The sequence below is a fragment of the Sporosarcina ureae DSM 2281 genome, from assembly GCF_000425545.1.
In the GTDB taxonomy this organism is placed as follows: domain Bacteria; phylum Bacillota; class Bacilli; order Bacillales_A; family Planococcaceae; genus Sporosarcina; species Sporosarcina ureae.
On the sequence record NZ_AUDQ01000008.1, the window covers coordinates 41,257 to 67,602 of the forward strand.

Below are 26,346 nucleotides of genomic sequence, written 5' to 3' on the forward strand. Positions count from 1 at the left end.
AGGCATGGTTATCGAATACAATCATTCGCTTTTCATTCATCACATAAAAAAGAGCAGCCAATTCTGGCTACTCTTTTTTTGTGTAGTATGTACATCCGTTAACCGGACTGTTCATATAGCAATCCATACTTCCGCTGAATGCGTTGTAAAATTTTTATCCAACTAACTCCAAATACGATAATGAAAAACACATTGGATAAGGCATGTGCGAGGTCGAAGTAGATACTGGATGCAAAAATCCCCGCAACGTATTTCCAAGACAATGCTTCGATATTTCCTACAATGACCCACGTATTCATGAACCATCCGAATATATAGCCCCAGACGAAACCAAATGTACATTTTCCCCACAATGTCTTCATAAATGCGGTATTGCGCAATAGGCCGGCAGTCATTCCCATCATGCCCCACGCATACATTTGCCATGGTGTCCAAGGCCCTTGACCGAGAAAGAAGTTTGAGACGATCGCCGCGACCGCTCCAACGATGAAGCCCGACTCCGCACCAAATACCAACCCTGCCATAATGATGATGAACGAAGTCGGCTGAATGCTTGGAAGTCCAGCGAATGGAACACGTCCAACTGCCGCAATCGCCGCAAGCATTGCCAGCAAGACGACCTCTCTTCCCCCTACATCCCGCCACTCAAAGCGGGCGAAAAATGGAATCATAATAGCCGCGATCATGATCATACTGAGTAATAAATACGCTCTATAATGAAAGAATACGATGGAAACGACAAGTAACAATAATAATATCAATGAAACAATTACTAAATACTTTCGCGAACGGCCCATGTCGCTACAGCCTCCTCATACGTCAAAACTTCAGGCTGTTTTGTTTCCCGCGTCGCACGATTGATCGCCGTCGTGTAGAAATAATTGCCTTTGAATAATTCATCCGGTGTCCCGTCCGCTGCGATTTCTCCGTCGAACATCATCGCACACCGTTCTGCATAACTCGCTGCAAAGCCGATGTCGTGCGTCACCATGAAGATGGTCAGTCCGCTTTGCTGCAAACTATACAATAACTCGCCTAAATGCTGCTTGGAAACCGGATCCATCCCCTTCGTCGGTTCATCGATAAACAACATTTCGGGTTCACCTAGCAAAATACAGGCAAGTGCCGCTTTCTGGACTTCCCCACCCGAGCAGTCATATGGATGACGCGTACGTAAATGGGAAATACCAAACGCTTCAAGCAAATGATGCATCCGTTCGGTTACATTGGATAGTTTTAAGCGCTCACCGACATTTTGCATTTCTTCTTCAATCGTTTGCTGGACAAAATACGTTCGTGGATTTTGTGGTAAGTATGCAATTTTTCCAAGCCACTCAGAATCCTTCATTTTCTTCATATCCTGCCCATTCAAACGGACCTTGCCACGTTGCGGTTTTATACTGCCGAGACTTGCGCGCAAAGCAGTCGTCTTTCCACTGCCATTTCCACCAACCATCGCAAAAAACTGACCTTTTGGGATGCGTAACGTAAATCTTTTTAAGACAAATGGTGCTTTCTTTTGATACTGAAAAAACACATCGTTCATTTCGAGTATCCATTGCTCTTTCAATTGATTTGATTGCGCTTCAACAGGCATCGTTTCACGCTCTTCCCGACCGATCCACTGCTTACATTCTTTCACTGTCAGAGGAATTGCCGCAATGATAGGTTTCTGTTCAAATTCCATATAGAGCCGTGCGAATGTAGGTAAGTACGGAAAGAACTGTGTCGCACGATCCGCATATAACTCTCCAATGACTTGACGACTGTCCCCTTCGTACCGAACTTCACCTGATTCCATCAGTACGATCCGGTCCGCCACTGCATACAATTCTTCCAAACGGTGTTCGACCAATACAATCGTCATGCCCGTTTCTTTATTCAGACGCTCAAGCATCAGCACCAACTCTTTTGCCGCTACCGGATCGAGTTGTGAGGTCGGTTCATCAAGCAATAGCACACGCGGCTTCATAAGTAGTACCGACAATAGATTCAATAACTGCTTTTGACCGCCTGACAATTCGGAAGGCTTGGCATTCAGCAAGTCCTCCACTCCGAAAAAATGCACCATTTCCGCTACCCGTTTACGCATTTCAAAAGTAGAGTACCCTAAGTTCTCCAGTCCAAAGACAATCTCTTGCATCACTTCATCCATGATGATTTGATTGTCTGGATCCTGGAACACATAGCCAACTTGCTTAACCATCTGCCTCTCTTCCCACTCACTGATCGACTTACCTTTATAGAAAATTTCCCCTTCAAGTTTTCCTGTCGGCGTCAATTCCCTCTTCAATAGTTTCAATAAAGTCGTTTTACCACTGCCACTTGCGCCTCCCATGACAAGGAACTCGCCTTCATTAACGGAAAGTGAAATGTCTTTTAGCACGTGCTGATCTGTATTCGGAAAAGAAAACGAGACGTGGTTCAAATTGAATAATTCCATTTCAGTTGTTCTCTCCCTTCTACAAATAGTGGAAACAGCGCGACGGCCATGCCGCAAGCGAATACGAACCAATCAAGCGACGACAGATGTAATAGACCAAGTTCCGGATAAATGACAATCTTTCCATAGCCCATAAATCCACCCGTGCCGCACATGACGAAAGCTACGAGTAAATAACTCAACCAACGTCTATCGGACTTCGTCATGCGATACGGAATATACGGACGTCTTGTACCAGACCCATACCCCCGTGCTTTCATAGAATCTGCTGTCTCTACAGCTTCTTCCAATGACCACGATAGCAGAACTTGCAACATCGACATTCCGCTCTTTGCACGCTCACTCAATGTTCCTTGTGTCATCGTCATGCCCTTCAGACGCTGAACATCCTGGATTTCGGTCAACCGCCTTTTCAATAACGGCACAAAACGGATGGACATCATAATAAGAAATGCGGTCCTCGGGAGGATTCTTGCGAAAATATATAATAGTTTATTGCCGTTCAGGACACTATTTAATGAAACGAATAGGAGGAGAATCATCAACAACGACATCGCCGTCACGACACCATAGAGCATCGCTTCGAACGTCACTTGTTTTCCAAAGAAATCAAACCATACATGCATCCCTCTTGAGTTAATCAAGGGATTGATTACAATAATTAGCGCAGTCATCGTCACCATCAACGGCGCCCACTGCTTCATCGCCTGCCCGCCGTCATGTGATAGATTGACCGCAATTAATGCGAGGCAACCCGCCAGCAAAAAGATCGGATGATTAAAGAACATCGCAAAAAAGCCAAGGCACATATAATAAAAAAACATCACGAAAGGGTGAATTGCCTGTATTCCATTGCCCATAACCCTTCCCCTTTCTACTACCTCAACATACTACACGTTAAAGACAGACAATCTTGCACCGCGCGGGTGCAAGATTGTGTGATCATTTTGTATTCAAAAACTCTATTAACATTTTCATAGCATGTGCACGAGACGTAGAGTTACTCGGCATAAAGTTGCCATTCTCTCCTTTTGCCATCTTCAAATCATATAGCATGCTCATCGCTTTTACAGCTTCCATATTATATGAACGGATATCACGGAAAGGCGCCATTTTGTCGAACTTATACATTTCGCCATTCTTCACTTCATACGCACGGTATAACATAAGCGCCATCTGTGCACGCGTTACTTCTTGTGCAGGCATGAATTTACCGTCTTTCCCCTTAACTAAACCATGATGGTATGCAGCTGCAATTTCTTCTTGTGTACTTGCAGCATACTTTTGTGTATCAGGGAATGGGGCTTTCTTTTCCGTTTTCAAATCCAATGCACGAACTAAAATAGAGACTGCTTGCGCACGAGTCAATGATTGATTCGGCTTGAACGTATTGTCTTTATAGCCGTTCGCGATTCCTTGCTCTACTGCTTGATTAATGTAATCCTTTGCCCAGTGTGTATGAATATCCGTAAACTGTGGAGTTGGATCTGGTTTCGGATCTGGGTCAGGCGTTGGTTCAGGATCTGGATCTGGCTTTGGCGCCGGAACAACAGGTATCTCTTTAAAGTTGTACAATACCCCTTTGCCTTTTGTGAATAAATCAAATGCTACCAAAGCTTGCAACGCTTGCTCTGTTGCCATTGCATTCGAACGGCTATCTCCTGCTGTATGCTGGAATCCACCGTCAGATGTTTGGAAACTCAAAAGGTGATCAATCAAGTTGATGCCGTTCTTCGTAAACATCGGTATACGCGGATCGATTTGATTCGCAGTCAGGCCGATGATTACTTGTGACGTCGCTTCACTGGAAATACCGCCAACGAACGCTTCGTCGTATCCACCTGTTGGACCTTGTTCATTCGCGAGGAACTTCACTGCACGATCCATCGCTTTACGAACTTCCGGCTTATCTGTATAAGGTGCAATGCCTATCAAAGCCATTGCGGTAATGTCATAGCTTGTCGAGCCTTCTTTACTCGTCGACAAGCTCCACGACCCGTCATCTTTCTGGTATTTCAATAACTCCGCAACTAGGCTCTCACGTGTCCACTTCGAGTTGCTCGGCACTTGGTAGCCTTTTGTATCGAGTGCAATCAACGCGAAAATGATTCCGTTATTACCTTGGTATGTCAGGCTATCAGCACCCGTCATATGCTTTTCACTATTTATAATTTTATCGATTAAGTTAAAACCCTTGCCATCTGCATTCATTGGATCAATGCCAATTGCTGCAGCTGCCATTGTTAAACGTTGTACATCGGTAATCTTCATACGACCTTTGCCGCTTCTGCTAATCACCTGGTCTTGTAAATGTTCGTAGAATTCCTTTGTATAAGACGCAGGTACTTTCTTGCCCGCTTTCACAAGTCCGATTGCCTGCCACTCACTGTCAATCGATCCTGCAAGCATTTGCGCACTTGCCTCGTTAATGGCTGAAGTGACAAGCTTTGAGTAATCTTTAGTAGACGGCGTTTCCGGTGTTGGACCTGGTTTCACTACCGGAGGCTCCGGTGATGGGTTCGGGTTCGGATTTGGAACTGGATTTGGTAACGGGTTCGGTTCAGGGTTAGCGATTGGTGCATACGTCACCTTCACTGTTTTTGTAACCGAATCGTTCTTCGCATCCGTTGCCTGTAAGACGATATTATTCTCACCACTCTGCAATACCGTATGTACTGCGTTTCCTGTAACGCCTGCCGGCTTGCCGTTTACAGTGACTGTCGGTTGAAGTGCTGTTCCGAAATAACTCGCTGCGTTTACTTGGAATGAAAGGGCAGACTTCGTAACTGTTGCTCCCGAAGTAACACCTGACACTGAAATTTTCGGTTCCAAGTCTTCACGGAAAGGGAACAGATCGGCATTTAGGTCCTTACCTAAGTCCGTCGTATATTTCCACTCCACTTTATCACCAGGGATGAGCTTGATGACGCCCGCTCCACGATTCGGGAAGATACCGTTGACGCTGTACATCCAACCGCTGCCTTGTCCGCGGTCGAATTCATATACATTATCTATCCCTTCTACGTAAGCAGTCGCGCCTTCACCGCCACTGTATTCCATTTGAATCCCTCTTGATTCAACATTCCGCTTGAGTACACTTAAAACTGTATCGCCTTCCTGTACTTCGACGGTAGACAACGGCATCGGAACTTCTGTATTGGAAATCGTGATGGAATGCTGTAGTGTCTGTGCTGCTTGATTTTCATAAATCGGAGTCGGTTGCTCTGCGAATGAAGGTGCAGCCGGCATAAGGATAGCGGCACTCGCTAATGCGAATGCTGCTGTTATTTTCGTGAACTTTTTGATGATAGAAATAACGCATACCTCCTTATTTAATGATGAATAGTTTACGAGCTGCTTGTTTTAATGTTTTTCCTTCTATAGAAACTGGGTCAATCACAACTAAAGAATATAACTGGCCTTTCATATAATTGGCTTCCGGTGTCACAGTAACTTCTAAACCGTTCGCTTTCACTGTGACCGGCACGCGCTTACCTGTAATATCTTCTACATAGATTTTATCCAAATTCGCTTTTGAGTCCTGTATTTCTTTGTTGAACGTGACTGTAAATGTATGAGTGGGTTCTACTACTTTTGCATCGAAATAACGATATGGACGATCATTATCTACTATGAATACTTTTTTCGTCCCTTCAGGAATCAACGTTTCTTTTTTAGTCCCTTGTTCTCCCGCTTGTACAATATAATATCCTTCAATTATTTCCGTGTTTTCAATAAAAATAGAAGACCATGCTTCATTTTTGTTTTTCTGCACATTTAGAAGGCTGTTATTAACAATTCCTTGAAGAGTTGAATGACTTGAAACTTCAAGTTGCGTCGATATTACCGAAAAATCATACAGTCTTCCTTCACCTTTTGTAAATAAGTCAAATGCTACAAGACCTTGAATCGCTTGTTCTGTAGCCATTCCGTCTGTCGAACCTGTCATAGTATGCTTGAAGCCTCCGTTTTCTGTTTGGAAGCTTAACAGGTGATCTATCAAGTTGATTCCATTCTTTGTAAACTGTTCACCTTGTGGATCGATGTTATTTGCTGTCAAACCAATGATGACTTGCGAAGTGGCTTCACTAGAAATGCCACCTACAAAGGTTTCATTAAATCCGCCAGTAGGACCTTGGCTTTCAGACAAGAAAGTAACTGCTTTCTCAACAGCTTTTTTGACGGCTGGTTGCTCATTGTAAGGAGCTAATCCAATAAGAGCCATTGCCGTCATATCGTAACTCGCAGCGCCTGTATTGCTTGTTGCTAAACTCCAAGCACCATCAGCTCTTTGATAGCTTAAAAGAGCCTCAACGATCTTTTCGCGATTCCATCGTGCATCTTTTGGCACTTCATAGTTTTTCGTATCGAGTGCAACTAACGCAAAAATTAAACCATTTGTTCCTTGGCGAGTCATCGTATCAACGTTTTTTATATCTATACTGTTATAAATTTTATCGAGTAAATCGATACCATTGATATTTTTAGGATCTTTCCCTATCGCTGCTGCCGCTATCGTCAAACGTTCTGCATCTGTAATTTTTAGACGTCCCGAGTTCTCAACGATCTGTTGTTGGACATTTTGTTCGAATATGTCTGTATAGCTTTCCGGTACAGCTACTCCTGCTTTTGCTAAACCGACTGCCGTCCACTCGCTCGATACAGATTTACTCAGTATATAATTTGTCACTTTCTCAATCGCTTCAGGTACGCTTGCTTGACTCGCAACTACTGTAATTTGTAGTGCATCTGCCGCTTTTCCTACAACTGTTTCTTCTGATGCAACTAGCGAGAAGTTTTCACGGTCTACTTTACCGTTAAATTGAATCGTTATTTGCTGATCCGTGTTTTGAGTAACTGTAGAAATTGTCAAATTAGATTGTCCAACAGTCCAATTTGCCGGCTCTAGCGCCGCCGGTGTAAAAGTATCGCCTATTAGATTCACCGTAATTGCAGGATTTTCACTATGTTCTATAACCTCTGTAGTCGTAGAGATAGCAGCCCAACGGCCATAGAAAAATTTCACCACGTCAGTATCTTTTACTACATAAGCAGCAGCTCCAACAGAAGGTGCTTGTCCGTTTACTGTATAATTCCAGCCATCCCAACCGCCTAATGTTCCTGCTTCTTCATTATTAATGGATGTTACGTACGCCCCGAAATCACTTTCTTGCACAGTATATTTCACGTTCTGGCTAGTAAGTGCCTTCTTCAACGCATCTAACGCATTTTGTCCTTCTGTAACTTGAATCGCTTCTTTTAAAATTACTCCCGATAAACCTTCTACTTCCACATCCACCATGTAGTTAGCGGCTTGCGTGCTTATTTTACTTTGCTGTACATCCGAATTCGCCAAAGCAACTGAACTGGTCGTCGGCAACAGAATCGTTACTGCTAGTAAAACACTTGCGATGATAGATACATAACGCTTAAACAAATGACTTCCCCCTCATACTAGTTTCGTAAATTGAACGTAAAAAAGCCCTTGCCTCCAGAAAGAGACAAGGGCACTATGTATAGATGGACTCCTGTAATGACTTAATTATTGATCCAATACAATATGCATACCTCTTCCTGGGAGGCGTAACGCATGTTATTTTGGCAAGTCTCCTGACTTATGGATCATCACACCTTCAACCTTCCCAGTATTTCACCAGTGGTATTCTAAAGATATTTCCCATTTACAGTGGCCGGACCGTACAGGATTTTCACCTGTTTCCTTTTTCATCTTTACAGTAATGTAAAGAACCAAAATATTCTATTCAATTTTACCATAGTATACCACATTGCCATTCGCTAATTTTGATTATTTCAAAAGAACAGTAGAAAAGACTGACGAAAGGAATCTTCCATCAGTCTTTTAATGAATACTATTTATTACACTACGTGCTTTTTTAAGTGAGTGGAGGTTTACAGCTCCTGGTAATCTCGCTGATAGACTCCGCCGTCTTTCACTTCTGCATGATAAAGTGCTTTCAATGCAAAGCTTTTCTCTAGCTCATGCTCTTTCATAATCTCTTTCAATCGTCTGTTTAACGCTGGGCTATGCTTTACGAGCTGAAGCATCTTAGGTTGTGAATATTGCATGAAAATCCCCTCCTCATTTCATTTGTTTCTATAGTATAACATGGCTACGGTTCTTGTTGTATGAAAGGAAATCATTCCTCTGGCTGGAAATCACCCCTAACTTTCATGTATACTGTCACAAGTACAGACTGATGGTTCTGGGCGAGCAGATGAATTGCACTACGGTATCAACTTACATATTGGACGAGAAGGAATTTTTCTCGTCTTTTTTATTTACACTTGTGATGACATTGTAAACAAACTGTCATATAGTTAGCGTTTACACGAACGACTAGATGGGTATTGTCAAGTGTATGTGTGCAATTTTATTCTACAATCTTGATTAGTTACTTCGATTATTTCACAAACTACATTTAAAAAAGGAGTGCCTATGAAAAAAGTTTCATCAACATTTTATATTACATTAGTAGCTGTCATATTGGCAGTCGGTTATGGTGTAATCGCTCCCGAACACTTTGAGGCGATTACGCTCAATATTAGAAATCTGATTTCGGATTCATTCGGCTGGTATTACTTACTGACAGTTTCTATGCTATTCTTCATTTCAGTTTATTTGATATTCAGTCCGCTCGGCAGGATTCGATTGGGGAAAGACAGTGACAGACCACAGTTTTCCATGTTTTCTTGGCTCGCCATGCTATTTTCCGCGGGTATGGGAATTGGACTCGTGTTCTATGGAGCTGCGGAACCTCTTTCGCATTATGCGGTAAGTTCAGCTACTGCACCTATTGAAACGAAAGAAGCGTATAAAGAAGCGATGCGTTCAACATTTTTCCATTGGGGCTTCCACGCATGGGCTATATATGGTATGACAGCTTTAGCGTTGGCATACTTCCAGTTCCGCAAAGGTCAGCCTGCTTTGATTTCCGCTACACTTCGTCCGATTTTTGGTGATCGCGTAGATGGCAAACTTGGAAGTGTAATCGATGTCTTTGCAGTTTTTGCTACTGTTTTCGGCGTCGCCACATCACTCGGATTTGGAGCAGTCCAGATTAACGCTGGTTTGAATTACTTATTTGGTGTTCCGATCGGGTTCTGGTCTCAGTTTATTATTATTGCGGTCGTTACTGTATTATTCCTACTATCCGCTTGGAGCGGTCTCGGAAAAGGGATTCGTATTTTATCGAATACAAATATGGTATTGGCTCTTACATTGTTGGTGTTTATCATTGCAATCGGTCCAACATTGCTGATTTTCAATATGCTTACTGATTCTATCGGTGGATACTTGGAAAACCTTATTCGCATGAGTTTCCGCACAGCACCCCTTACGCCTGAAAACCGCTCATGGTTGAATGACTGGACACTATTCTACTGGTCTTGGTGGATAGCTTGGTCACCATTCGTTGGAATGTTCATTGCCCGCGTTTCAAAAGGAAGAACGATTCGCGAATTTATGATCGGTGTGCTCGTTGTGCCGACTGTATTGAGTGCAATTTGGTTCTCAGCGTTTGGTACGACAGCTATTGAAACACAAAAGCAAGGCATTATCGATTTAGCTTCTACTGCAACAGAGTTGACGATTTTTGAGATGTTCAGTGGATTACCTTGGTCATTCGTCATTTCAGTTGTCGCAGTTTTGCTGATTACTTCATTCTTCATTACATCAGCGGATTCGGCTACATTCGTACTTGGTATGCAGTCAGCATATGGTTCATTGACTCCACCTAATAACTTGAAGGTCGTCTGGGGTATCATTCAGTCCGCCATCGCGATTATTCTATTATACGTGGGTGGTTTGGACGCACTTCAAAACGTCATCATCATAGCCGCCTTACCATTCTCCATCATACTGATTATGATGATTACCTCGCTATTCAAATCTTTAAAGGAAGAGCGAAGAAAAATCAAACGAAAATAAAAAATGAACACTGCGCACATGCGTAGTGTTCATTTTTTGTATTAGTTTGCAGCTTTTTCGATTGCTTGTTTCAAATCTGCGATAATATCGTCTACTGACTCCAACCCCACAGACAAGCGGATTAGCTCTTCGCTGACACCGGAGTTTTTCAAATCTTCCGCAGACAACTGCTGATGAGTAGTAGATGCCGGATGAATGATTAATGACTTTGCATCTCCCACATTCGCTACGTGAGACCAAATTTCTACATTATCGATTACTTGTCTTCCTGCATCGCGTCCACCTTTGATACCAAATACAATAATTGAGCCATAGCCATTTTTCAAATGTTTATTTGCTAATTCCGCTGTTGGATGATCTTCTAGACCCGTATACGTTACCCACTCTACTGCCGGATGTTGTTGCAAGAATGCCGCAACCTTTTGCGCGTTTTCATTGTGGCGTGGTACGCGTAAATGAAGTGTTTCTAAACCTTGTAACAAGTTGAATGCACTGTCCGGTGATAGGCATGGGCCGAAGTCTCTCAGCAATTGCACGCGCAGTTTCGTTGCGAAAGCTGCAGCAGCCGTGTCGATTCCGTAACGTAAGCCATGGTACGTTTCATCCGGCTCTGTAAAGCCAGGGAATCTACCTTGTGTCCAGTCGAATTTCCCTGCATCAACGGCTACACCACCGATGGTCGTACCGTGTCCGCCGATCCATTTTGTTGCTGAGTGGATGACTACGTCCGCCCCGTACTCGATTGGATTTGATCCATATGGAGATGGGAATGTATTGTCTACTAGCAATGGGATACCATTTTCATGTGCAATATTCGCGACAGCTTCCACGTCCAGCACTTGCAAGCTTGGGTTACCGATTGTTTCTGCAAACAATGCTTTCGTTTTATCCGTAATAGCTGCTTCAAAGTTCTTTGGATCAGATGCGTCAACAAATTTCACTGTGATGCCGTAGCGCGGTAATGTAACGGCGAATAAGTTGTATGTACCACCGTAAAGATTGCTCGCTGCGACGATTTCATCGCCTGCTTGAGCAATATTCATAACAGAAAATGCAATCGCCGCCATTCCAGAAGACAACGCAACTGCTGCTGTTCCTCCTTCTAGCTGTGCGACACGCTCTTCAAAGACAGCTACTGTCGGATTCGTAATTCTTGTATAGATATTGCCTGCTTCTTTTAAGCCAAATAAGTTTTGTGCGTGTTCTGTGTCTCTGAATACATAAGAAGTCGTACGATGAATCGGTAAAGCCCGTGAACCTGTTGCTGGATCCGGTTTTTGCCCTCCGTGTAATAGTATCGTTTCTGGCTGTAAATTCGTCATAACCATTCCCCTTTTCCATGTATTGATGGAACACCGAAACGCCCCGAATATCTTCTCTCTGGGACTAGACAAGGAAAACATAGAGCGTGATTCACTATATATAGAGAAAAAGCCCATCTTCCATAATAAGAAGAGGGCTCTGCTTTCGCTCATTCCCCCTTATCTTCCAAACTGCTGAGAGTTTGTAGGAAGTAGCACCTTTGCTTTCGCCGGTTGCTGGGCATCACAGGGCCTAATCCCTCCGCCGCTCTTGATAAGAGTGTGTCTATTCGTTTTCCATCGTTGAAAAATAGTATACGGCTATTCCTAGTCTATTGCAAGAATTTAATAGAATGTTTTGAAATTAGCATTACTTTCAATATGTTAAATTGAAAGAAAAAGGTAAGAAAGCACCGTTAATCGACGTTGCGGGAGCCATCCACAAGCACCGGAGTGAGTTTAATGATGTTTCTACTTGCGACTCCATTCGAAAAATCGCCAGAGACATGTTCAGTGAACGATGTACTGGCGATTGTGCTTATTTAGAATATGTCCCACCATATTTTCACGGCGGAGGCTATGATTAGCGCGGCTAAAATGCTTTGTAATACTTTAGTATTTACTTTGCGGCTAACTTTTACACCGATCGGAGCTGCGATGATACTTGCGGCGATCATGACGAGAGCCGGTCCATAGGGTACTTGCCCTGTTAAGAGCTTGCCTGATGCTGAGCCCACTGATGACAATAACGTAATCGCGAGTGATGTAGCGATCGTAACGCGTGTCGGGATTTTTAGTATCACGAGCATAATCGGTACCAAAATGAATGCACCACCAGCTCCGACAATCCCAGCTGCCAAGCCGACGATAAAGGCTGCACTAGAAGCAACGAAGCGATTGAATGTAATCTCATCAACCGGCTGATCGTCGAGACCTTTTTTCGGAATGAACATCATAATTGCTGCCATGACGGCTAGAATACCATAGACGACGTTGACGGTAGCTTCTGATAGCATACTGGAACCGGCACCACCGATCACACTACCGACTAATACACTGATTCCCATGTAGAGAACGAGTGGTTTCAAGATCAGATTACTCTTTCTATACGCCAAAACTCCTGAAAGTGATGCAAAGAACACTTCAACTGCAGTAATCCCAGACACTTCATGTGGTGTAAACGCAGCAAAACCCAGTAGTGCAGGGATAAATAGCAACATTGGATATTTAACAATTGCGCCGCCAATTCCCATCATACCGGAAAGGAACGAGCCGACGAATCCAATGAGGAAGATCGTGATAATAAATGGAATGGTCATGATGTTCTCCCTTCTTCCTGATGAAAGAGGGAGACAGCAATTCCCTCTATCCGTAGTTTACCCTTTTTGGATCCAGAATTTAAAGACATCGGACTCTTGTTGCTGATCTTTGATTTCATGATTGCCCGAAGCTGCCCATGCAGTCAGATCGGATACTGATCCTTTGTCTGTCGTATGAATTTCAAGAATATCTCCTGCTTGCAAGTCCTTCATTGCTTTCTTTGCACGTACGATCGGCATTGGACATGCCAGGCCTTTAGCGTCTAAAAATGTTGTTGTACTCATATATATCTTCTCCTTTAAATTTGGTTTTTGTTGTTGTTTTCATTATAAAATCAACTAAATAGTTACCGTACCGCACAGCGATTTGGGCCAATTTCCATCTCGCGTTGCGTTTCTTCATCAGGCTCGATTTTCCCCATATTCATCTGGCGAATTTCCTGATATGCATTTGGCTGTGGGGGCAAGTTATCAGTAACTAATTCTCTGAATTCTTTTTCATCCTGAATATTCAAGCCATGATTTTTTTCATACAATACGCTAAGCTTCTCCGCCACGCTACCATCTTCATTCAACTCATCGATAATCATGAAGTGTGCAGGTAAGACTATTAAGTCCTCAGATAATTTTTTATAGCGACTATACAAAGACTCACGTAAATCACCTACCCAATCTTCCGCTAAACCAGCTAAATCTGGGCGTCCAATCGAATCAATGAACAGAATATCCCCTGTCATCAAATAGCTGTCATCGACGATAAATGAAGTCGAACCAATTGTGTGTCCTGGCGAATAAAGTGCTTGAATATCAATCTTGGTATCACCTATCTGAATGAATGTATCACCTTCTAACGCTGCATATTCAAATACTGCCTCTTCTGCATCTTTCGGAGGCAGCCAATACGTTGCACCCGTGGCGATTGCAATCTGACGACCACCCGAAATATGATCAGCGTGCAAGTGCGTATCAAGTACGTTTGTGATCTTGACACCGCGCTGCGCAGCAAAATCCAAGTACACATCCGTCATACGTGTTGCGTCAATGATTGCCGCTTCCCCACCAGACATGACCATGTAGGAAAGACACCCTTTACCGAGACGGACGAATTGATAGAGCTCGCCACCCGATTTCAAATCAGCAATTTTCACTGGCTCAAGATACTCGCTCCAAGCTTTCATTCCACCTGAAAGGTAACCTACTGGGAAGCCCGCTTCTTCCAGGATTTCCGCCACCATGATGGACGAACCTTCTTTTGCACAGACAACTAGGATTTCTTCATCTTTTGGCAATTGATCTTCAATTTCTTCAATGCCATCCAATAAATCAAAGTACGGTACATTCAAATGGCGCACTTGCTCCCCTTCGATTTTCCAATCTTCAAATGCACCTTCATTTCGCACATCCAAAATGAATAATGATTCCTTCGCAATGACGCGCTTTGCTACTTCACTTGATTGAACGGTTCTCATTTATTCATACCTCCTGTTGTATTTTCTGTCTCGCTATTCCATTCCGACATGCCAGGAATTACATTCGTGACACATTCAAATCCATTTGCGACTAGTTTTCGGCATGCCATATCACTGCGGTTACCTGTTCGGCATACTACAAAGTACTTGTTGTCCTTACTCAAGTGCGCCATACGTTCATCCAATTGACCAAGAGGTATAGATAGGGCCCCAGGTATATGAGCAAATGCATATTCAGCTTCTTCACGAACATCTACTAACACAGCGTTAGGGTGTTGCAGCTGTTCCAGCAACTGATCATTGTGGACTGTAACCGGATATTCTTTTTGTGACTGATCTTCCTGACCTGCTCTTCGTACGAAGTGGCGCCATACATCTGCTTCCTTCACATTCCCTACGTATTGATGACCCGCACTTTCCGTCCACGCCTGTAAATCTGCAGTGGTGCCTGAATCTGTAGACTGGACTTCAAGCACTTGGCCGTCTTCCATATCTTTCATCATCTTTCTCGTCTTCACAATCGGCATTGGACAAGCAAGACCTTTTGCATCTAAAACCTTATCTGACTGAATCATTTTATTCCTCCTATACACCCTGGGGTATCTATTTTTATAAAAAAATTAAATAAACAAATTCACTTGACCGTCTTGCGCTTCTCCTAAGTATGCCGCTACACCGCCATACTCGACTTCTTTAAGAAGTTCATCCTCACCAAGTCCTAGTAAATCCATTGTCATCGTACAGGCGATCAATCTTACATCTTGCTCTATTGCCATATCGATCAGTTGCGGTAATGTCATCGCGTTATGCTTTTTTATCACTTGCTTGATCATCTTAGGACCCATTCCTGCAAAGTTCATTTGGGATAATCCCATTTGATCTGCTCCACGTGGCATCATTTTTCCAAAAGCCTTTTCAATGAAGCTTTTATTACTCTTAATCGGTTCGTCTTTCCGCAATGCGTTCAATCCCCAGAATGTATGAAAAATCGTTACTTCATGATCATACGCCGCTGCGCCGTTCGCGATTATATAAGCCGCCATGGCCTTATCATAATCTCCACTGAATAATACTATCGTTGTTTTCTTTTGCTCCGTCATGTTCTCGTCCCCTTCATTTTAAAAATCATTTTATTAAATACCTATGGGGGTATATTATATGTTATAAAAAAAGAGTCAAGTGATGTTGCTCATCGACTCTTTACTAGAAGATCCACCGCTTCATTAATGATGGATTCATGCGTACGATCATCTGCGTCGTCTAAATTTTCCATGCAGGCGATCAAATTCGAGCTCACGATTACACCGATTGTACGGTCAATAGCAGAACGACTGGCCGATAATTGCGTAATTACTTCTTTACAGTCCTTGCCTTCTTCCATCATACGCAAGACACCTTTGATTTGACCTTCGAGACGCTTTAACCGGTTTTTGACTTTATCATCGTATTCCATATCGCTCAACCTCCTTACTGTTACCCTTATACTATACCCCCTAAGGTATAATGTCAACCGATTGATTTGCATGTGATCTGTACGATTCAATCTTTGATGATAGAACGAGTCAACTTCCAGAATCTTTTCTTACAAATTCCCCTCACAAAACTTGCTCATTCGACATAACTCTAGTATGATGATTAATTTCCCGAAATGTGTTATACTAGTTCTAGTAAGCTATTGTACGTACTTTCCGTCTGATTTTATTGACAAATTACGACAAACTAGATTCCATACTACTGAAGGAGTTGATTCGATTGGCATTCCCACGAAAAGATCGTCCAGTTTCTGATTTTGTAGCATCACGGTATGTAGACGAAGTCATATCTTTCAACCGTAATGAACATGAAGTTTCCGGAACTATACACAAGATTCTCGAAAACTCCGTCATTGTGAAGATTTCTGAAGAAGACGCAGAAAACATTGGAGCAGCTTCCAACATGACTGTCGTCGCACACAAAAATTACACAGTTCTATAATTGTATGTTCGATGCCTTGCAGATTAATGCAAGGCTATTTTTTCACACAAAAACCAATCATACCCGCAGAACGTTCACTATAAAAACACACTTTGGAGATGATTGATTTGACCGATCGTACAAAGGGAAATTTAACGCAAACAACGGCACTAAAAGGAACTTTACGCATTGCCGCTTCACCGGTTATTTCGCAAGCTATTTTACCCGACGTCCTCACTCGGCTTCACGCGAAGTATCCCGACATGCGACTGGAACTGACAACCGCACCATCTTCTAAGATTATGCGGTTACTAAAAAGCAATAAGGCCGATGTCGGTTGCAGTGAACTGGATAACTTATCATCGTCAAAAGCATTTATGCAAGACGAACTGTTACTCTTTGCTTCTGCCACGCATCCGCTCGCACATAAGAGAAGCTCGTCCATCCTAGATTTGCAAAATACGCATTGAATCTTGCCCGACACGGAAGATCCTAGCCGTCCGTTGATTGATCAAGCTCTTCAACAATATGGAGTACAAGTAAATCCTACTATAATAGGCTCGCCAGAAAGTATCAAACAAGCTGTTCTTAGCGGACTAGGCATCGCTATTTTATCGCGCCATAGTTGCAAACATGAACTGGCAACAGGTGAACTAACCGTACTCGATTATAACGTTACGCCTATCCAACGTACATTTTATACGGTAGCCCATTCTAACACGAAAGAAGTACAAGCATTCCTCAGCGAACTTGAAGCCTATTGTCGTCTATGGCAAGTCAACTAGTCCTCTATTCAATACTCGTTTTGCTGCGCCAGTTCACGAGGAATATTCCAAACTGATGAGCATTCCTCCTAAAATGAATGACATAGATAACGTTACGTCCAACAGAACCCATCCCGACAATGTCCCGAAGAATGGTGCCAGAAGCAGAAATGCACTCGTTCTTTCGGGATTTCCTGTCTGCAATAAATAAAACCAAATAGCATTTGATAGGCAGTCATCACCCATGTATCAAAACGATAGCCGTGTACTTTGACAAGCAACGTCGCGAAAGCCCATGCTACTGCAGATACTAACCTTAATACTGTACCCATTTTTCAAATGCAAATGACCACACATCACTCCAACCCACTGTTGCAAGCGGTAACAAAGCTTCTATACTAGTGTCCCAATAGCAAAGGAGGAGGCCATTAAAGCAGTCGTAATGACAACTAAAATACCGAATAAAAACTTATTCATTTAGTTCTCCCCTTCTTTCCACTTTACAGAAGAGTCACGCTGCATTTGAATACTACCGATCAACACCTCAATTGCTGGTGGCATATAACGTTTTTTCAAATAAGTGAGATACACTGTGCGTGTCAACGTCTTCGAATTTGTTGTTTTTATGACAATAGTTGGATCGGGCCTATGCGCAAAATATTTTTGTGGAATAATCGAAATTCCAATATTCTCCCGTACCAACTCCACAATCGTTTCAAAACGCTCTACTTCGTAACATACATTCATTCGCACGCCTTCTTCAGCAAACGCAGCAAAAATATCCTGTCTTGTTTGCAATCCAACACTCGTGACAATGAATGCCTCATCTTCTAGATCGGCTAGCGTAATAGAATCCTTGCCTGCCAAACGATGTTCTGGATGCATGACAACTGCTAATTGCTCTTGGTATAAAGGAATCGTGACGATATCCGAAGCCTCTATAAATTGATTGGTTAAACAGACATGGACAGCGTATTGACGGAGTGCTCGCTCAACATCCCCACGGCCCAACACCTCAATTAACTTCACATGCATCGATGGAAACTCCTGGCGGTATGCATGTAATATAGAAGGAAGCCAATTTTTCACCGATTCAATCATACCGATCTGCACACTTCCACTGCCTGTCCACTTCACTTCTTTAATTTCTTGCTGTAAAATATCTGCCTCATGGAGAATCTGCAGTGCACGTTCATAAATCACGCTACCCGATTCCGTCAATTGGACACGCTTGGTCGTTCGTTCAAGCAACTGAAATCCTACTTCAAATTCCAAGTTCTTGATTGCTTTACTGAGCGAAGGCTGTGAAAGATGAAGTTTTTTGGCCGCTTCAGAAAAACTGGACTGCTGCACCACCATGACAAAATACTGCAATTGCTTGAATTCCATTCATCTCACCTCCACTTATAGTCTGTATGCATGAATATATGAAAAACATGTATTAGAATTAATAAGTACAAACCAGTATAGTAAGAATATCACGTTGGAAAGGGTGAGTATATTGTTAATCCCATCAAATGAAAAATACTGGTCAGGTCGTACCGATAGCGAGACCGACAGAGCTGCATTCCGAACGCATCAAATTATTCAATTTTCCGAAATAAAAGAAAGCGCTACCAATAAAACTTGTACCCTCATCGGATTTTCTTCAGAAGAAGGTGTACGTCGAAATAATGGCAGACTCGGTGCTGCAGAAGGACCGAATGCATTACGTAATGAACTAGCGAAACTACCTTGGCGCTTGCCCACTGACTGTCAGCTAGTTGATGTAGGTACTGTCGTATGTGAGAACGGGCAGCTAGAACAAGCGCAAGCTGAATTAGGCGCAGTCGTTCAAAAGAGCCTTCTCTATCACACGAAGCCCGTTATTTTAGGCGGCGGACATGAAACCGCTTACGGTCATTATACTGGAGTTCGAGACTTCCTTGGCCCTGACGCAAAACTCGGTGTCATAAATATTGATGCCCACTTCGATTTGCGCGGCTACGATGAACAACCTTCTTCGGGCACGATGTTCAAGCAGATGCTCGACGCTGATCCGAATGTTGACTACCTCGTGCTAGGAATACAAGAATTTGGCAACACGGACGCATTATTCGCAGAAGCCGATGCAAAAGGCGTGACATATGTCACAGAACAAGAAATTTCGACAAGTCTTTTAGACGATACATTACAAAAAATACAGTTATTCATTGATAAACAGGACGCTATTTTGTTAACATTGTGCTCGGATGTCCTGAATTCTGCGTATGCTCCAGGTGTAAGTGCGCCGTCTCCCTTCGGATTGGATCCGTTGATTGTCCGTTCTTTCATTCAGACTGTTGCATCACATAAGAAAACCCTTTCATTTGACATTTCCGAAATAAATCCGTCACTTGATCATCATAATCAAACGGTTAAGCTGGGGGCCTATCTTACAAATGAAGCAATCTTTGCATTGCTGGGAGGTCGAATCACATGACAATTGAGCTAAATCAAATCTCTACGCTGTTTTTAGCGTTAGCTCTCCTAACACTGGGTACGATGTTAGTCCGTAAAGTCGGCTTTCTCCAGAAATTCTGTATTCCTGCCCCTGTTGTCGGCGGTTTACTATTCGCGTTTTTAGCGACTATTTTGAAGTACTTCGATTTACTAAGTTTTACATTGGACACTTCACTGCAAAATTTATTTATGCTGACGTTTTTCACAACAGTCGGTCTGGGCGCTAGTTTTCGTCTGATCCGTCTAGGCGGAAAATTATTGATGATCTACTGGGCAGCTTGTGGCTTCTTAGCACTGGCTCAAAACGCCATAGGTGTCTCCATGTCCTATATATTCGGTCTGCATCCGTTGATCGGTATGATGGCTGGTGCTGTCTCCATGGAAGGCGGGCACGGTGGTGCAACTGCTTACGGGGAAACGTTAGAAAGTCTCGGGATTGATTCTGCACTATCTATTGGTATTGCGGCAGCTACTTTTGGACTCGTAGCAGGCGGTCTAATCGGTGGCCCTATCGTTAAATACTTGATCAATAAATATGATTTAAAATCTACGGAAGTCGAGCATGAAGAAGCCTATTCCGTGGAATCATTGGAAAAACCAATCAACACCGATAACTTCCTGACACAGACGTTATTGATTACACTTTGTATCGCAGGCGGTACGTTTATCGGTGATCTGTTCTCTAGCGCTACTGGTTTCGTCATGCCAGGTTACGTAGGGGCAATGTTCGTTGCAGTTATCGTTCGAAACATTGTGGACCGCGTGAAGGAAGACGCGGTTCATATGACGAGCATCAATTTGATTGGCGACGTATCACTTGGTATTTTCTTGTCGATGGCGTTAATGAGCATCAAGCTATGGGAAGTCGCAGATTTGGCACTTCCATTGTTGCTGATCGTCTTTGTACAAGTGATCTTCGTCGCATTGTTTGCGATCTTCATCCTGTTCCGCTTGCTCGGTAAGGATTACGATGCAGCGGTCATGATTGCTGGTTTCGCAGGTCATAGTCTGGGTGCGACGCCAAACGCCATGGCGAACATGGCAGCCGTTACAGGACGCTATGGCCCGTCACGTAAAGCATTCCTGATCGTCCCTATCGTAGGCGCCTTCCTCATAGACGTCGTCTCGATGCCGATCATCATCACTACGATTAATATATTTAATTGATGGTCGTAAATTAAACGCTTTAAAAATGTAAGCTAATTAGTGAGTGCGTGGGGATTGAAGCTCCAGTTGGGGGACGCTTTCCCATGGGCTCGGCTTGAGCCGCTTCCTGCGCTTCGCTTCGTCCAGGGTCTCAAGGCTCTCGCTGATCCATCGGGAGTCGCCCGCAACTTCCGCTTCAATCCTACTTACCGAGTGTAGGCACTTACTTCCCTCATTGTAGGTAGTGTGTGAACTATTGTTGTATTTCAACTTATTAAAGTTAAAGTACAGAACCAGTTACAACACTAATTTCACTGACTTCAATAAGTATCACCTACTCTGATTGTAAGGGATTGGCGCGTAGGAGGGGCGACTCCCAGAGGATCAGCTCGACAGGTGAGACAACCAAAAGGGAGCTCGCGACCTGGTTGGCTCACCGCGAGCCCTCAGGAAAGCGTCCCCTCCGTAGCGCCAATCCCAACCCCAACAGCAATTAACTCTACACCATTTCCAAGAACCGAAACTCTCGGTTCTTTTTTTTATTCGTTTTAAGCGAAATATTCACACACCTCTGTTAAAATGAAAACATTAATTCGTATCTGGAGAGGAGCCTGCTATTTGAAAGAAGAACTGATTGAACGACTCATCCGCTATGCTAAAATCGACACACAATCTGACGCTGCTTCGGACACGACACCGTCCACCGCAAAACAATGGGACCTGCTGCGTGTGCTCGAAAATGAAATGGCCGACATCGGTCTCGAAGAAATCACGGTGGACGAAAACGGCTACCTATTCGGCACATTACCGGCTAACACCGACAAACAACTGCCAACAGTCGGCTTCCTAGCACACGTCGACACAGCGACTGACTACACGGGGACAAACGTCAACCCAAAGCGCATCGACAACTATGACGGTAAAGACATTTCATTGAATGAAACAACCCTCATGAGCGTACAAGCTTTTCCTGAGCTCAACAACTACATTGGCCACACGTTAATTACGACGGACGGGACAACTTTACTTGGTGCTGATGATAAAGCCGGGATCGCGGAAATCATGACAGCTATGCATTATTTAATTGAGCACCCCGAAATCAAACACGGCAAAGTACGTGTCGGCTTCACACCTGACGAAGAAATCGGACGCGGCCCTCATAAGTTCGACGTAGAACGTTTCGGTGCAGATTTCGCCTATACAATGGATGGTGGACCGCTTGGAGAACTTCAGTATGAAAGCTTCAATGCTGCGGGCGCAGAAGTAACGTTTAATGGAACGAATGTGCATCCGGGAACTGCAAAAGATAAAATGGTCAACTCCCTATTGATCGCGGCAGAGTTCCATCAAGCCATGCCGGAACATGATATCCCGCAGGAAACAGAGAACTATGAAGGCTTTATTCATTTAATGGAAGCAAATGGTTCTGTAGAAAAAACTACCTATCAATATATTATTCGTGACTTTGACAAGAATTCTTTTGAAGCTCGCAAACAACTCTTACAAGATACCGCTACACGCCTTCAAGAGAAGCATGGTGAACATGCAGTGGAGCTGATAGTAACGGATCAATACTTCAATATGGGCGAGAAGATTAAGCCTGTCATGGAAATCGTCGACGTAATGGCAGACGTCTACCGTAGTCTCGATATCGAACCGAAAATCGCACCGATTCGTGGTGGTACAGATGGTTCACAACTTTCCTATATGGGAATGCCAACGCCAAACATCTTCACAGGCGGTGAAAATTACCACGGTAAATACGAATTTATCTCAGCAGACAATATGGTGAAAGCTACACAAGTCATTATCGAAGTGCTGAAGCTCCAAGAACAGCGAGGTTAAGTGTATGAAGGCTATTGGAATTGGCATATTATCCGCCCTCTTTTTTGCGGTTACTTTTGTGCTAAACCGATCGATGGAACTAGATGGCGGCAGCTGGATGTGGAGTGCATCATTGCGTTATTTCTTCATGGTGCCCTTCCTAGTGGTCATCGTAGCCATGCGCGGCGGCTTGCCTGGCGTAAAACGAGAGATGACTGCGGCACCTTGGCCCTTTTTCATCTGGAGTTTCGTAGCTTTCGTCCTGTTTTATGGTCCGCTGACGTTTTCAGCCGGCTATAGTCCGGGATGGCTCGTTGCGGGAACATGGCAGATGACGATCGTCGCTGGTGTGTTGCTAGCACCCTTCTTCACGTTCCAAGCCAAGACGGAGAATGGTGAAACACGCACGATCCGTCACCGCATTCCTACAGCATCATTGGTCATTTCACTGGTCATCTTAGTCGGTGTTGTGCTGATCCAGATTCCACATGCAGGAAGCGTATCGACGAAAACGATTCTCCTGGGTACCTTGCCGCTTGTCATTGCTGCGTTCTCCTACCCGCTCGGCAATCGAAAAATGATGAATCTACTAGGTGGACGGCTCGATATGTTCCAGCGTGTACTGGCGATGACACTGATGACGATACCTATTTGGTTACTGCTAGCGGTCTATGCAGCGGCAACTGTCGGCTTGCCTTCTATGAGCCAAGTCGTGCAGTCATTAATTGTCTCAGTCAGTTCAGGCGTGATCGCTACTTCATTATTCTTCATGGCGACGGATATGGTGCAACACGATCAAGGGAAACTGGCGGCTGTCGAGGCTACGCAGTCCGTTGAATTAATTTTCGCCATGCTTGGTGAGATGCTATTGCTTAGCTTGCCATTACCGGGCGCTCTTTCATTAGTCGGCGTGCTGGTAATTATCGGAGGCATGTCGTTGCATAGTTATCAAACTTCATTGGTCGCAAAGAAAACATAGAAAAGGGTTGGCCAAAAGTCAGTGGATGACTTGTCGGGCAACCCTTTTTTCAAATTTCATGCTCTTTTACTTGTGAGGGGATACGTTTTTTCAACAGTTGAGGTCTGACCTCTGATAATAAAATCGCTATAAAGATAATAAGTGCGCCTAGGAACATGCGGAACGTCAATAATTCATAGGCAAAGGCTACAGCGAAAATCATGCCCCAAACGGATTCCGTCGATAATATAATGGCCGCTTTCGTTTCTGACAAGTGTTTCTGTCCAACTGTCTGCATCAAGAATGCCAGTGTCGTAGAGAATACAGCTAAGTACAGCACCGAGCTTATACCCTTTGGTTCCATGGAAAATGACGTTTCGCCCATTCCGATAACAGTCACGCAACTGATTACGGCGGCGATAGCCATTTGCAATAGCGTTAGCAAAATAGCGTCTTCTGTTCGGACAAATCGTGCCGTGTAAAAAATATGAAACGCAAACATCACAGCACAACCGAGCGTCAGCATATCGCCAATGTTAATAGTGGTAGACCACTGCAACGATAAAACCGCCACTCCAATCAATGCCAGTACTGCACCAAATAATTCAAATGTATCCAGCTTCCGTTTATATAAAATGAATGCGATAAACGGGACCATCACTACATTCACACCGGTTAAAAACGCATTTTTTGAAGGTGTCGTAAACTGCAAGCCTACCGTCTGCAAAGCAAATGCCGCATACAGCAATACACCAAGCAACGCACCTTTCCACAAAACCGACTTGTCCACCTGGAGTAGACGTTTATGGAAAACGACACTAAGTAGCAGCGCTCCTATTGTAAAACGTACGACTAAAATTTGATACGGCGTGTAATATTCCAAAGCGAGCGCGCTCATCACAAAGCCGCTCCCCCAGATGATGGCGGTGATCGTCAACCCAATCTCACCTATGTATTTCCTCATGTCCTTCACCATACTTCCACTAGTCAGTCCTATTATTCTAGCATGTTTTTTGTCAGATAATAGCTGAATTCATAAAGAAGTCCGACTTTTGCTAATAAAACGTGTCTTTGTGTGTGATTAAATTCTAATGATGATTGCTGTGTAAGTAGGCTAGTATCCACGAAGGAATTAAAGATCCAGCTAGGCACGCTTTCCGGAGGGCGTGACTCCCTCCATGCGGTCTATACGCTTCTAACACTTCTCTTCCACTCGTAAAAGCCGTCCTTCGCTACGACTCTCGCTGGTCCACTCGGAGTCGTCCCAGCTTCTGCTTCAATCCTACGTTGTTAGCGGGGTTCTATAAGTCACACACTGTAGTGTGCTAATTATTGTTAAATCTAAACTTGTTTAAATCCAAGTTCAAATTCCTGTGTATCCTGATTACAATCCACATTCAATGCACAACGGAAAGTAGCATCTACTCAGTTTTCAAGGGATTGGCGTGTAGGAGGGGCGACTCCCAGAGGATCAGCCCGACAGGCGAGACAACTAAGAGAGCGCAGCGAACAGTTGGCTCGCCGCGGGCCTTCAGGAACGCGTCCCCAATCCCTACCCCAACAGCCTTTCCACAGCAAAAAAGAAGTCATCACCAGAAGTCACAAACATCATGACTTCTAGGACAACTCCACCAACTATCATTCTTCGTATAACCCAATCTCTTTAATCGCACGCTCGACAAGCGACGGATCAACAGACTTATCGAAGTCGATCTCACCACGTATCGCCCCGTTCGCTTTGTACATCTCATACTGCTTCTTAATATCGTCGATAAACATCTTGCCGTTCGGATCAAGTCCTGTCACGAACACTCTCTCCCATAACTCGGGATCTTTCAACGCCGTATGTTTCACCATGATGTCTATAATCTCTTCTTTACCTTGATCTTTAAAGAACGCATCGTTATAGTCACGCACCCCTTTTAGATAGGCTGCCATGAAGCGTAACGACAAATCTTCATTCGCCATGAACTGCGGTGAAGCCAACACCATGGCGATCTGTGATTCAGGCGCATAATCAGTCGCGTCTCCGAAACGTACATGAAAACCTTTACTGATACCCTGCGCGATAAGCGGTTCGATATTCAATGCCGCATCAACCGTTCCTGAATCAATCGCTCCAAGCATCGCACCGAAGTCCGCGATATGCACATACTCCACATCGTCTTCAGTCAAACCGGCATGCTTCAGCATCTCTTCATAGATATACCCATCAATAGAGTTGCGGGACGATACCGCGATTTTCTTTCCTTTAAAGTCGCTGTACTCCTTGATTTCATCCACCATATGATTGCCGATGACGAAACTGAAATAGGACTTGCCGGGCATATTATGGCCTTTATCCGCGATAATCCGTACGTCAATTCCTTGAGCGATTGCGTTAAAGAATGATGCAGTGGAAACGCCACCTGCGATATCCACTTCGCCAGCGGCTAGTGCAGGCAACATATCATCGCTGTTTGCAAAGTCCGCAAAATCTACACGTATATTGTAGTCGTCAAAATAGCCCTTTTCTTTCGCAATATAGAAACCAGCTCCAGAAGCAGCACCATCTTCTGCTATAAATACCGTCGCTTGTTTTTCAAGCGGTGCCAAATCACCTGACGCCGGCTTGCCGTCATTCGTTACGGGCTTCGCAACTTCTTTCGAAGAACATGCCCCCATCATCAATACGACCGATAGTAGGCTGAACAACCCTGCCTTCTTCATCCATTTCCCCACATCATCTCTCCTTTTATCA

23 protein-coding genes, 1 pseudogene and 2 riboswitches are annotated in these 26,346 nt (G+C 43.9%); of the genes and pseudogenes, 7 read left to right on the plus strand and 17 right to left on the minus strand.

Going from position 1 to position 26,346, the window contains the following annotated elements; genetic code table 11:
• Positions 1 to 98: 98 nt before the first annotated feature.
• From H605_RS0109165 to H605_RS19140, 6 genes are all read right to left on the minus strand, one after another.
• On the minus strand, positions 99 to 797 hold the full coding sequence (locus H605_RS0109165) for an ECF transporter S component (protein WP_029053943.1): 699 nt from the start codon (positions 795 to 797) through the stop codon (positions 99 to 101).
• Complete coding sequence (locus tag H605_RS0109170) at positions 773 to 2,443, minus strand: ABC transporter ATP-binding protein (protein WP_029053944.1); 1,671 nt, start codon at positions 2,441 to 2,443, stop codon at positions 773 to 775. Before H605_RS0109170 ends, H605_RS0109165 begins: the two co-directional genes overlap by 25 nt.
• Complete coding sequence (locus H605_RS0109175; RefSeq protein ID WP_029053945.1) at positions 2,425 to 3,303, minus strand: energy-coupling factor transporter transmembrane component T; 879 nt, start codon at positions 3,301 to 3,303, stop codon at positions 2,425 to 2,427. Before H605_RS0109175 ends, H605_RS0109170 begins: the two co-directional genes overlap by 19 nt.
• Before the next feature lie 82 nt (positions 3,304 to 3,385).
• A complete protein-coding gene (locus H605_RS0109180; RefSeq protein ID WP_029053946.1) occupies positions 3,386 to 5,692 on the minus strand; it encodes an S-layer homology domain-containing protein in 2,307 nt (768 codons plus the stop codon).
• Positions 5,693 to 5,771: 79 nt separating this feature from the next.
• Positions 5,772 to 7,880 carry a DUF4430 domain-containing protein gene (locus H605_RS18400; RefSeq protein ID WP_051210535.1) on the minus strand — a complete coding sequence of 703 codons (2,109 nt, stop codon included), beginning with the start codon at positions 7,878 to 7,880 and terminating at the stop codon, positions 5,772 to 5,774.
• A gap of 146 nt (positions 7,881 to 8,026) precedes the next feature.
• A riboswitch (cobalamin riboswitch) is annotated at positions 8,027 to 8,211 on the minus strand.
• Positions 8,212 to 8,353: 142 nt separating this feature from the next.
• Positions 8,354 to 8,530, minus strand: coding sequence for a hypothetical protein (locus tag H605_RS19140; protein WP_169535193.1), 177 nt, complete (start codon positions 8,528 to 8,530; stop codon positions 8,354 to 8,356).
• A gap of 370 nt (positions 8,531 to 8,900) precedes the next feature.
• On the opposite strand from H605_RS19140, the gene H605_RS0109195 reads away from it, so the two are divergent.
• Positions 8,901 to 10,391: a glycine betaine uptake BCCT transporter gene (locus tag H605_RS0109195; protein ID WP_029053947.1), complete on the plus strand. Its 1,491-nt coding sequence runs from the start codon at positions 8,901 to 8,903 to the stop codon at positions 10,389 to 10,391.
• A 41-nt stretch (positions 10,392 to 10,432) separates the two neighbouring features.
• Here H605_RS0109195 and H605_RS0109200 read toward each other — a convergent pair whose 3' ends face one another.
• The 7 genes from H605_RS0109200 to H605_RS0109235 all read right to left on the minus strand — a co-directional run bounded on the left by H605_RS0109200 (position 10,433) and on the right by H605_RS0109235 (position 15,933).
• The gene (locus H605_RS0109200) at positions 10,433 to 11,713 is read right to left on the minus strand and encodes an O-acetylhomoserine aminocarboxypropyltransferase/cysteine synthase family protein (RefSeq protein ID WP_029053948.1); all 1,281 of its coding nucleotides are present in this window, start codon (positions 11,711 to 11,713) and stop codon (positions 10,433 to 10,435) included.
• 156 nt (positions 11,714 to 11,869) lie between these two features.
• Positions 11,870 to 11,973, minus strand: a riboswitch (SAM riboswitch).
• 261 nt (positions 11,974 to 12,234) lie between these two features.
• The gene (locus tag H605_RS0109210; RefSeq protein WP_029053949.1) at positions 12,235 to 13,011 is read right to left on the minus strand and encodes a sulfite exporter TauE/SafE family protein; all 777 of its coding nucleotides are present in this window, start codon (positions 13,009 to 13,011) and stop codon (positions 12,235 to 12,237) included.
• A 57-nt stretch (positions 13,012 to 13,068) separates the two neighbouring features.
• Positions 13,069 to 13,296: a sulfurtransferase TusA family protein gene (locus H605_RS0109215; protein WP_029053950.1), complete on the minus strand. Its 228-nt coding sequence runs from the start codon at positions 13,294 to 13,296 to the stop codon at positions 13,069 to 13,071.
• A 62-nt stretch (positions 13,297 to 13,358) separates the two neighbouring features.
• The gene (locus H605_RS0109220; RefSeq protein ID WP_029053951.1) at positions 13,359 to 14,480 is read right to left on the minus strand and encodes an MBL fold metallo-hydrolase; all 1,122 of its coding nucleotides are present in this window, start codon (positions 14,478 to 14,480) and stop codon (positions 13,359 to 13,361) included.
• Positions 14,477 to 15,055, minus strand: coding sequence for a sulfurtransferase TusA family protein (locus tag H605_RS0109225; protein ID WP_029053952.1), 579 nt, complete (start codon positions 15,053 to 15,055; stop codon positions 14,477 to 14,479). Before H605_RS0109225 ends, H605_RS0109220 begins: the two co-directional genes overlap by 4 nt.
• Positions 15,056 to 15,100: 45 nt before the next feature.
• Positions 15,101 to 15,580: a DsrE/DsrF/DrsH-like family protein gene (locus tag H605_RS0109230; RefSeq protein ID WP_029053953.1), complete on the minus strand. Its 480-nt coding sequence runs from the start codon at positions 15,578 to 15,580 to the stop codon at positions 15,101 to 15,103.
• 89 nt (positions 15,581 to 15,669) lie between these two features.
• Positions 15,670 to 15,933, minus strand: coding sequence for a metal-sensitive transcriptional regulator (locus H605_RS0109235; protein WP_029053954.1), 264 nt, complete (start codon positions 15,931 to 15,933; stop codon positions 15,670 to 15,672).
• A 299-nt stretch (positions 15,934 to 16,232) separates the two neighbouring features.
• On the opposite strand from H605_RS0109235, the gene H605_RS0109240 reads away from it, so the two are divergent.
• Together H605_RS0109240 and H605_RS19415 are read left to right on the plus strand one after the other, a co-directional pair.
• A complete protein-coding gene (locus H605_RS0109240) occupies positions 16,233 to 16,454 on the plus strand; it encodes a DUF2187 family protein (protein ID WP_029053955.1) in 222 nt (73 codons plus the stop codon).
• 107 nt (positions 16,455 to 16,561) lie between these two features.
• Positions 16,562 to 17,218: pseudogene (locus H605_RS19415) on the plus strand (LysR substrate-binding domain-containing protein).
• Between the two features lie 92 nt (positions 17,219 to 17,310).
• On the opposite strand, the gene H605_RS19420 reads toward H605_RS19415, so the two are convergent.
• Both H605_RS19420 and H605_RS17695 read right to left on the minus strand, forming a co-directional pair.
• Positions 17,311 to 17,529, minus strand: coding sequence for a hypothetical protein (locus H605_RS19420; protein ID WP_232321272.1), 219 nt, complete (start codon positions 17,527 to 17,529; stop codon positions 17,311 to 17,313).
• A 145-nt stretch (positions 17,530 to 17,674) separates the two neighbouring features.
• Positions 17,675 to 18,586: a LysR family transcriptional regulator gene (locus tag H605_RS17695; RefSeq protein ID WP_037561844.1), complete on the minus strand. Its 912-nt coding sequence runs from the start codon at positions 18,584 to 18,586 to the stop codon at positions 17,675 to 17,677.
• Positions 18,587 to 18,698: 112 nt separating this feature from the next.
• Between H605_RS17695 and hutG the strand changes: the two genes are divergently transcribed.
• The 4 genes from hutG (at position 18,699) to H605_RS0109280 (ending at position 23,627) form a co-directional block, all read left to right on the plus strand.
• The gene (gene hutG, locus H605_RS0109265) at positions 18,699 to 19,658 is read left to right on the plus strand and encodes a formimidoylglutamase (protein ID WP_029053958.1); all 960 of its coding nucleotides are present in this window, start codon (positions 18,699 to 18,701) and stop codon (positions 19,656 to 19,658) included.
• Entirely contained in the window at positions 19,655 to 20,845 is a 1,191-nt protein-coding gene (gene gltS / locus H605_RS0109270) for a sodium/glutamate symporter (RefSeq protein ID WP_029053959.1), read from the plus strand. Before hutG ends, gltS begins: the two co-directional genes overlap by 4 nt.
• A gap of 597 nt (positions 20,846 to 21,442) precedes the next feature.
• Positions 21,443 to 22,669 (plus strand): peptidase T, encoded by a 1,227-nt coding sequence (gene pepT, locus H605_RS0109275; RefSeq protein WP_029053960.1) that lies wholly within the window; start codon positions 21,443 to 21,445, stop codon positions 22,667 to 22,669.
• A gap of 4 nt (positions 22,670 to 22,673) precedes the next feature.
• On the plus strand, positions 22,674 to 23,627 hold the full coding sequence (locus H605_RS0109280) for a DMT family transporter (protein WP_029053961.1): 954 nt from the start codon (positions 22,674 to 22,676) through the stop codon (positions 23,625 to 23,627).
• Positions 23,628 to 23,676: 49 nt separating this feature from the next.
• Here the strand turns inward: H605_RS0109280 and H605_RS0109285 are convergent, their stop codons facing one another.
• Complete coding sequence (locus H605_RS0109285; RefSeq protein WP_029053962.1) at positions 23,677 to 24,570, minus strand: DMT family transporter; 894 nt, start codon at positions 24,568 to 24,570, stop codon at positions 23,677 to 23,679.
• A gap of 674 nt (positions 24,571 to 25,244) precedes the next feature.
• Positions 25,245 to 26,315: an ABC transporter substrate-binding protein gene (locus tag H605_RS0109295; RefSeq protein WP_029053963.1), complete on the minus strand. Its 1,071-nt coding sequence runs from the start codon at positions 26,313 to 26,315 to the stop codon at positions 25,245 to 25,247.
• Between the last annotated feature and the right edge of the window lie 31 nt (positions 26,316 to 26,346).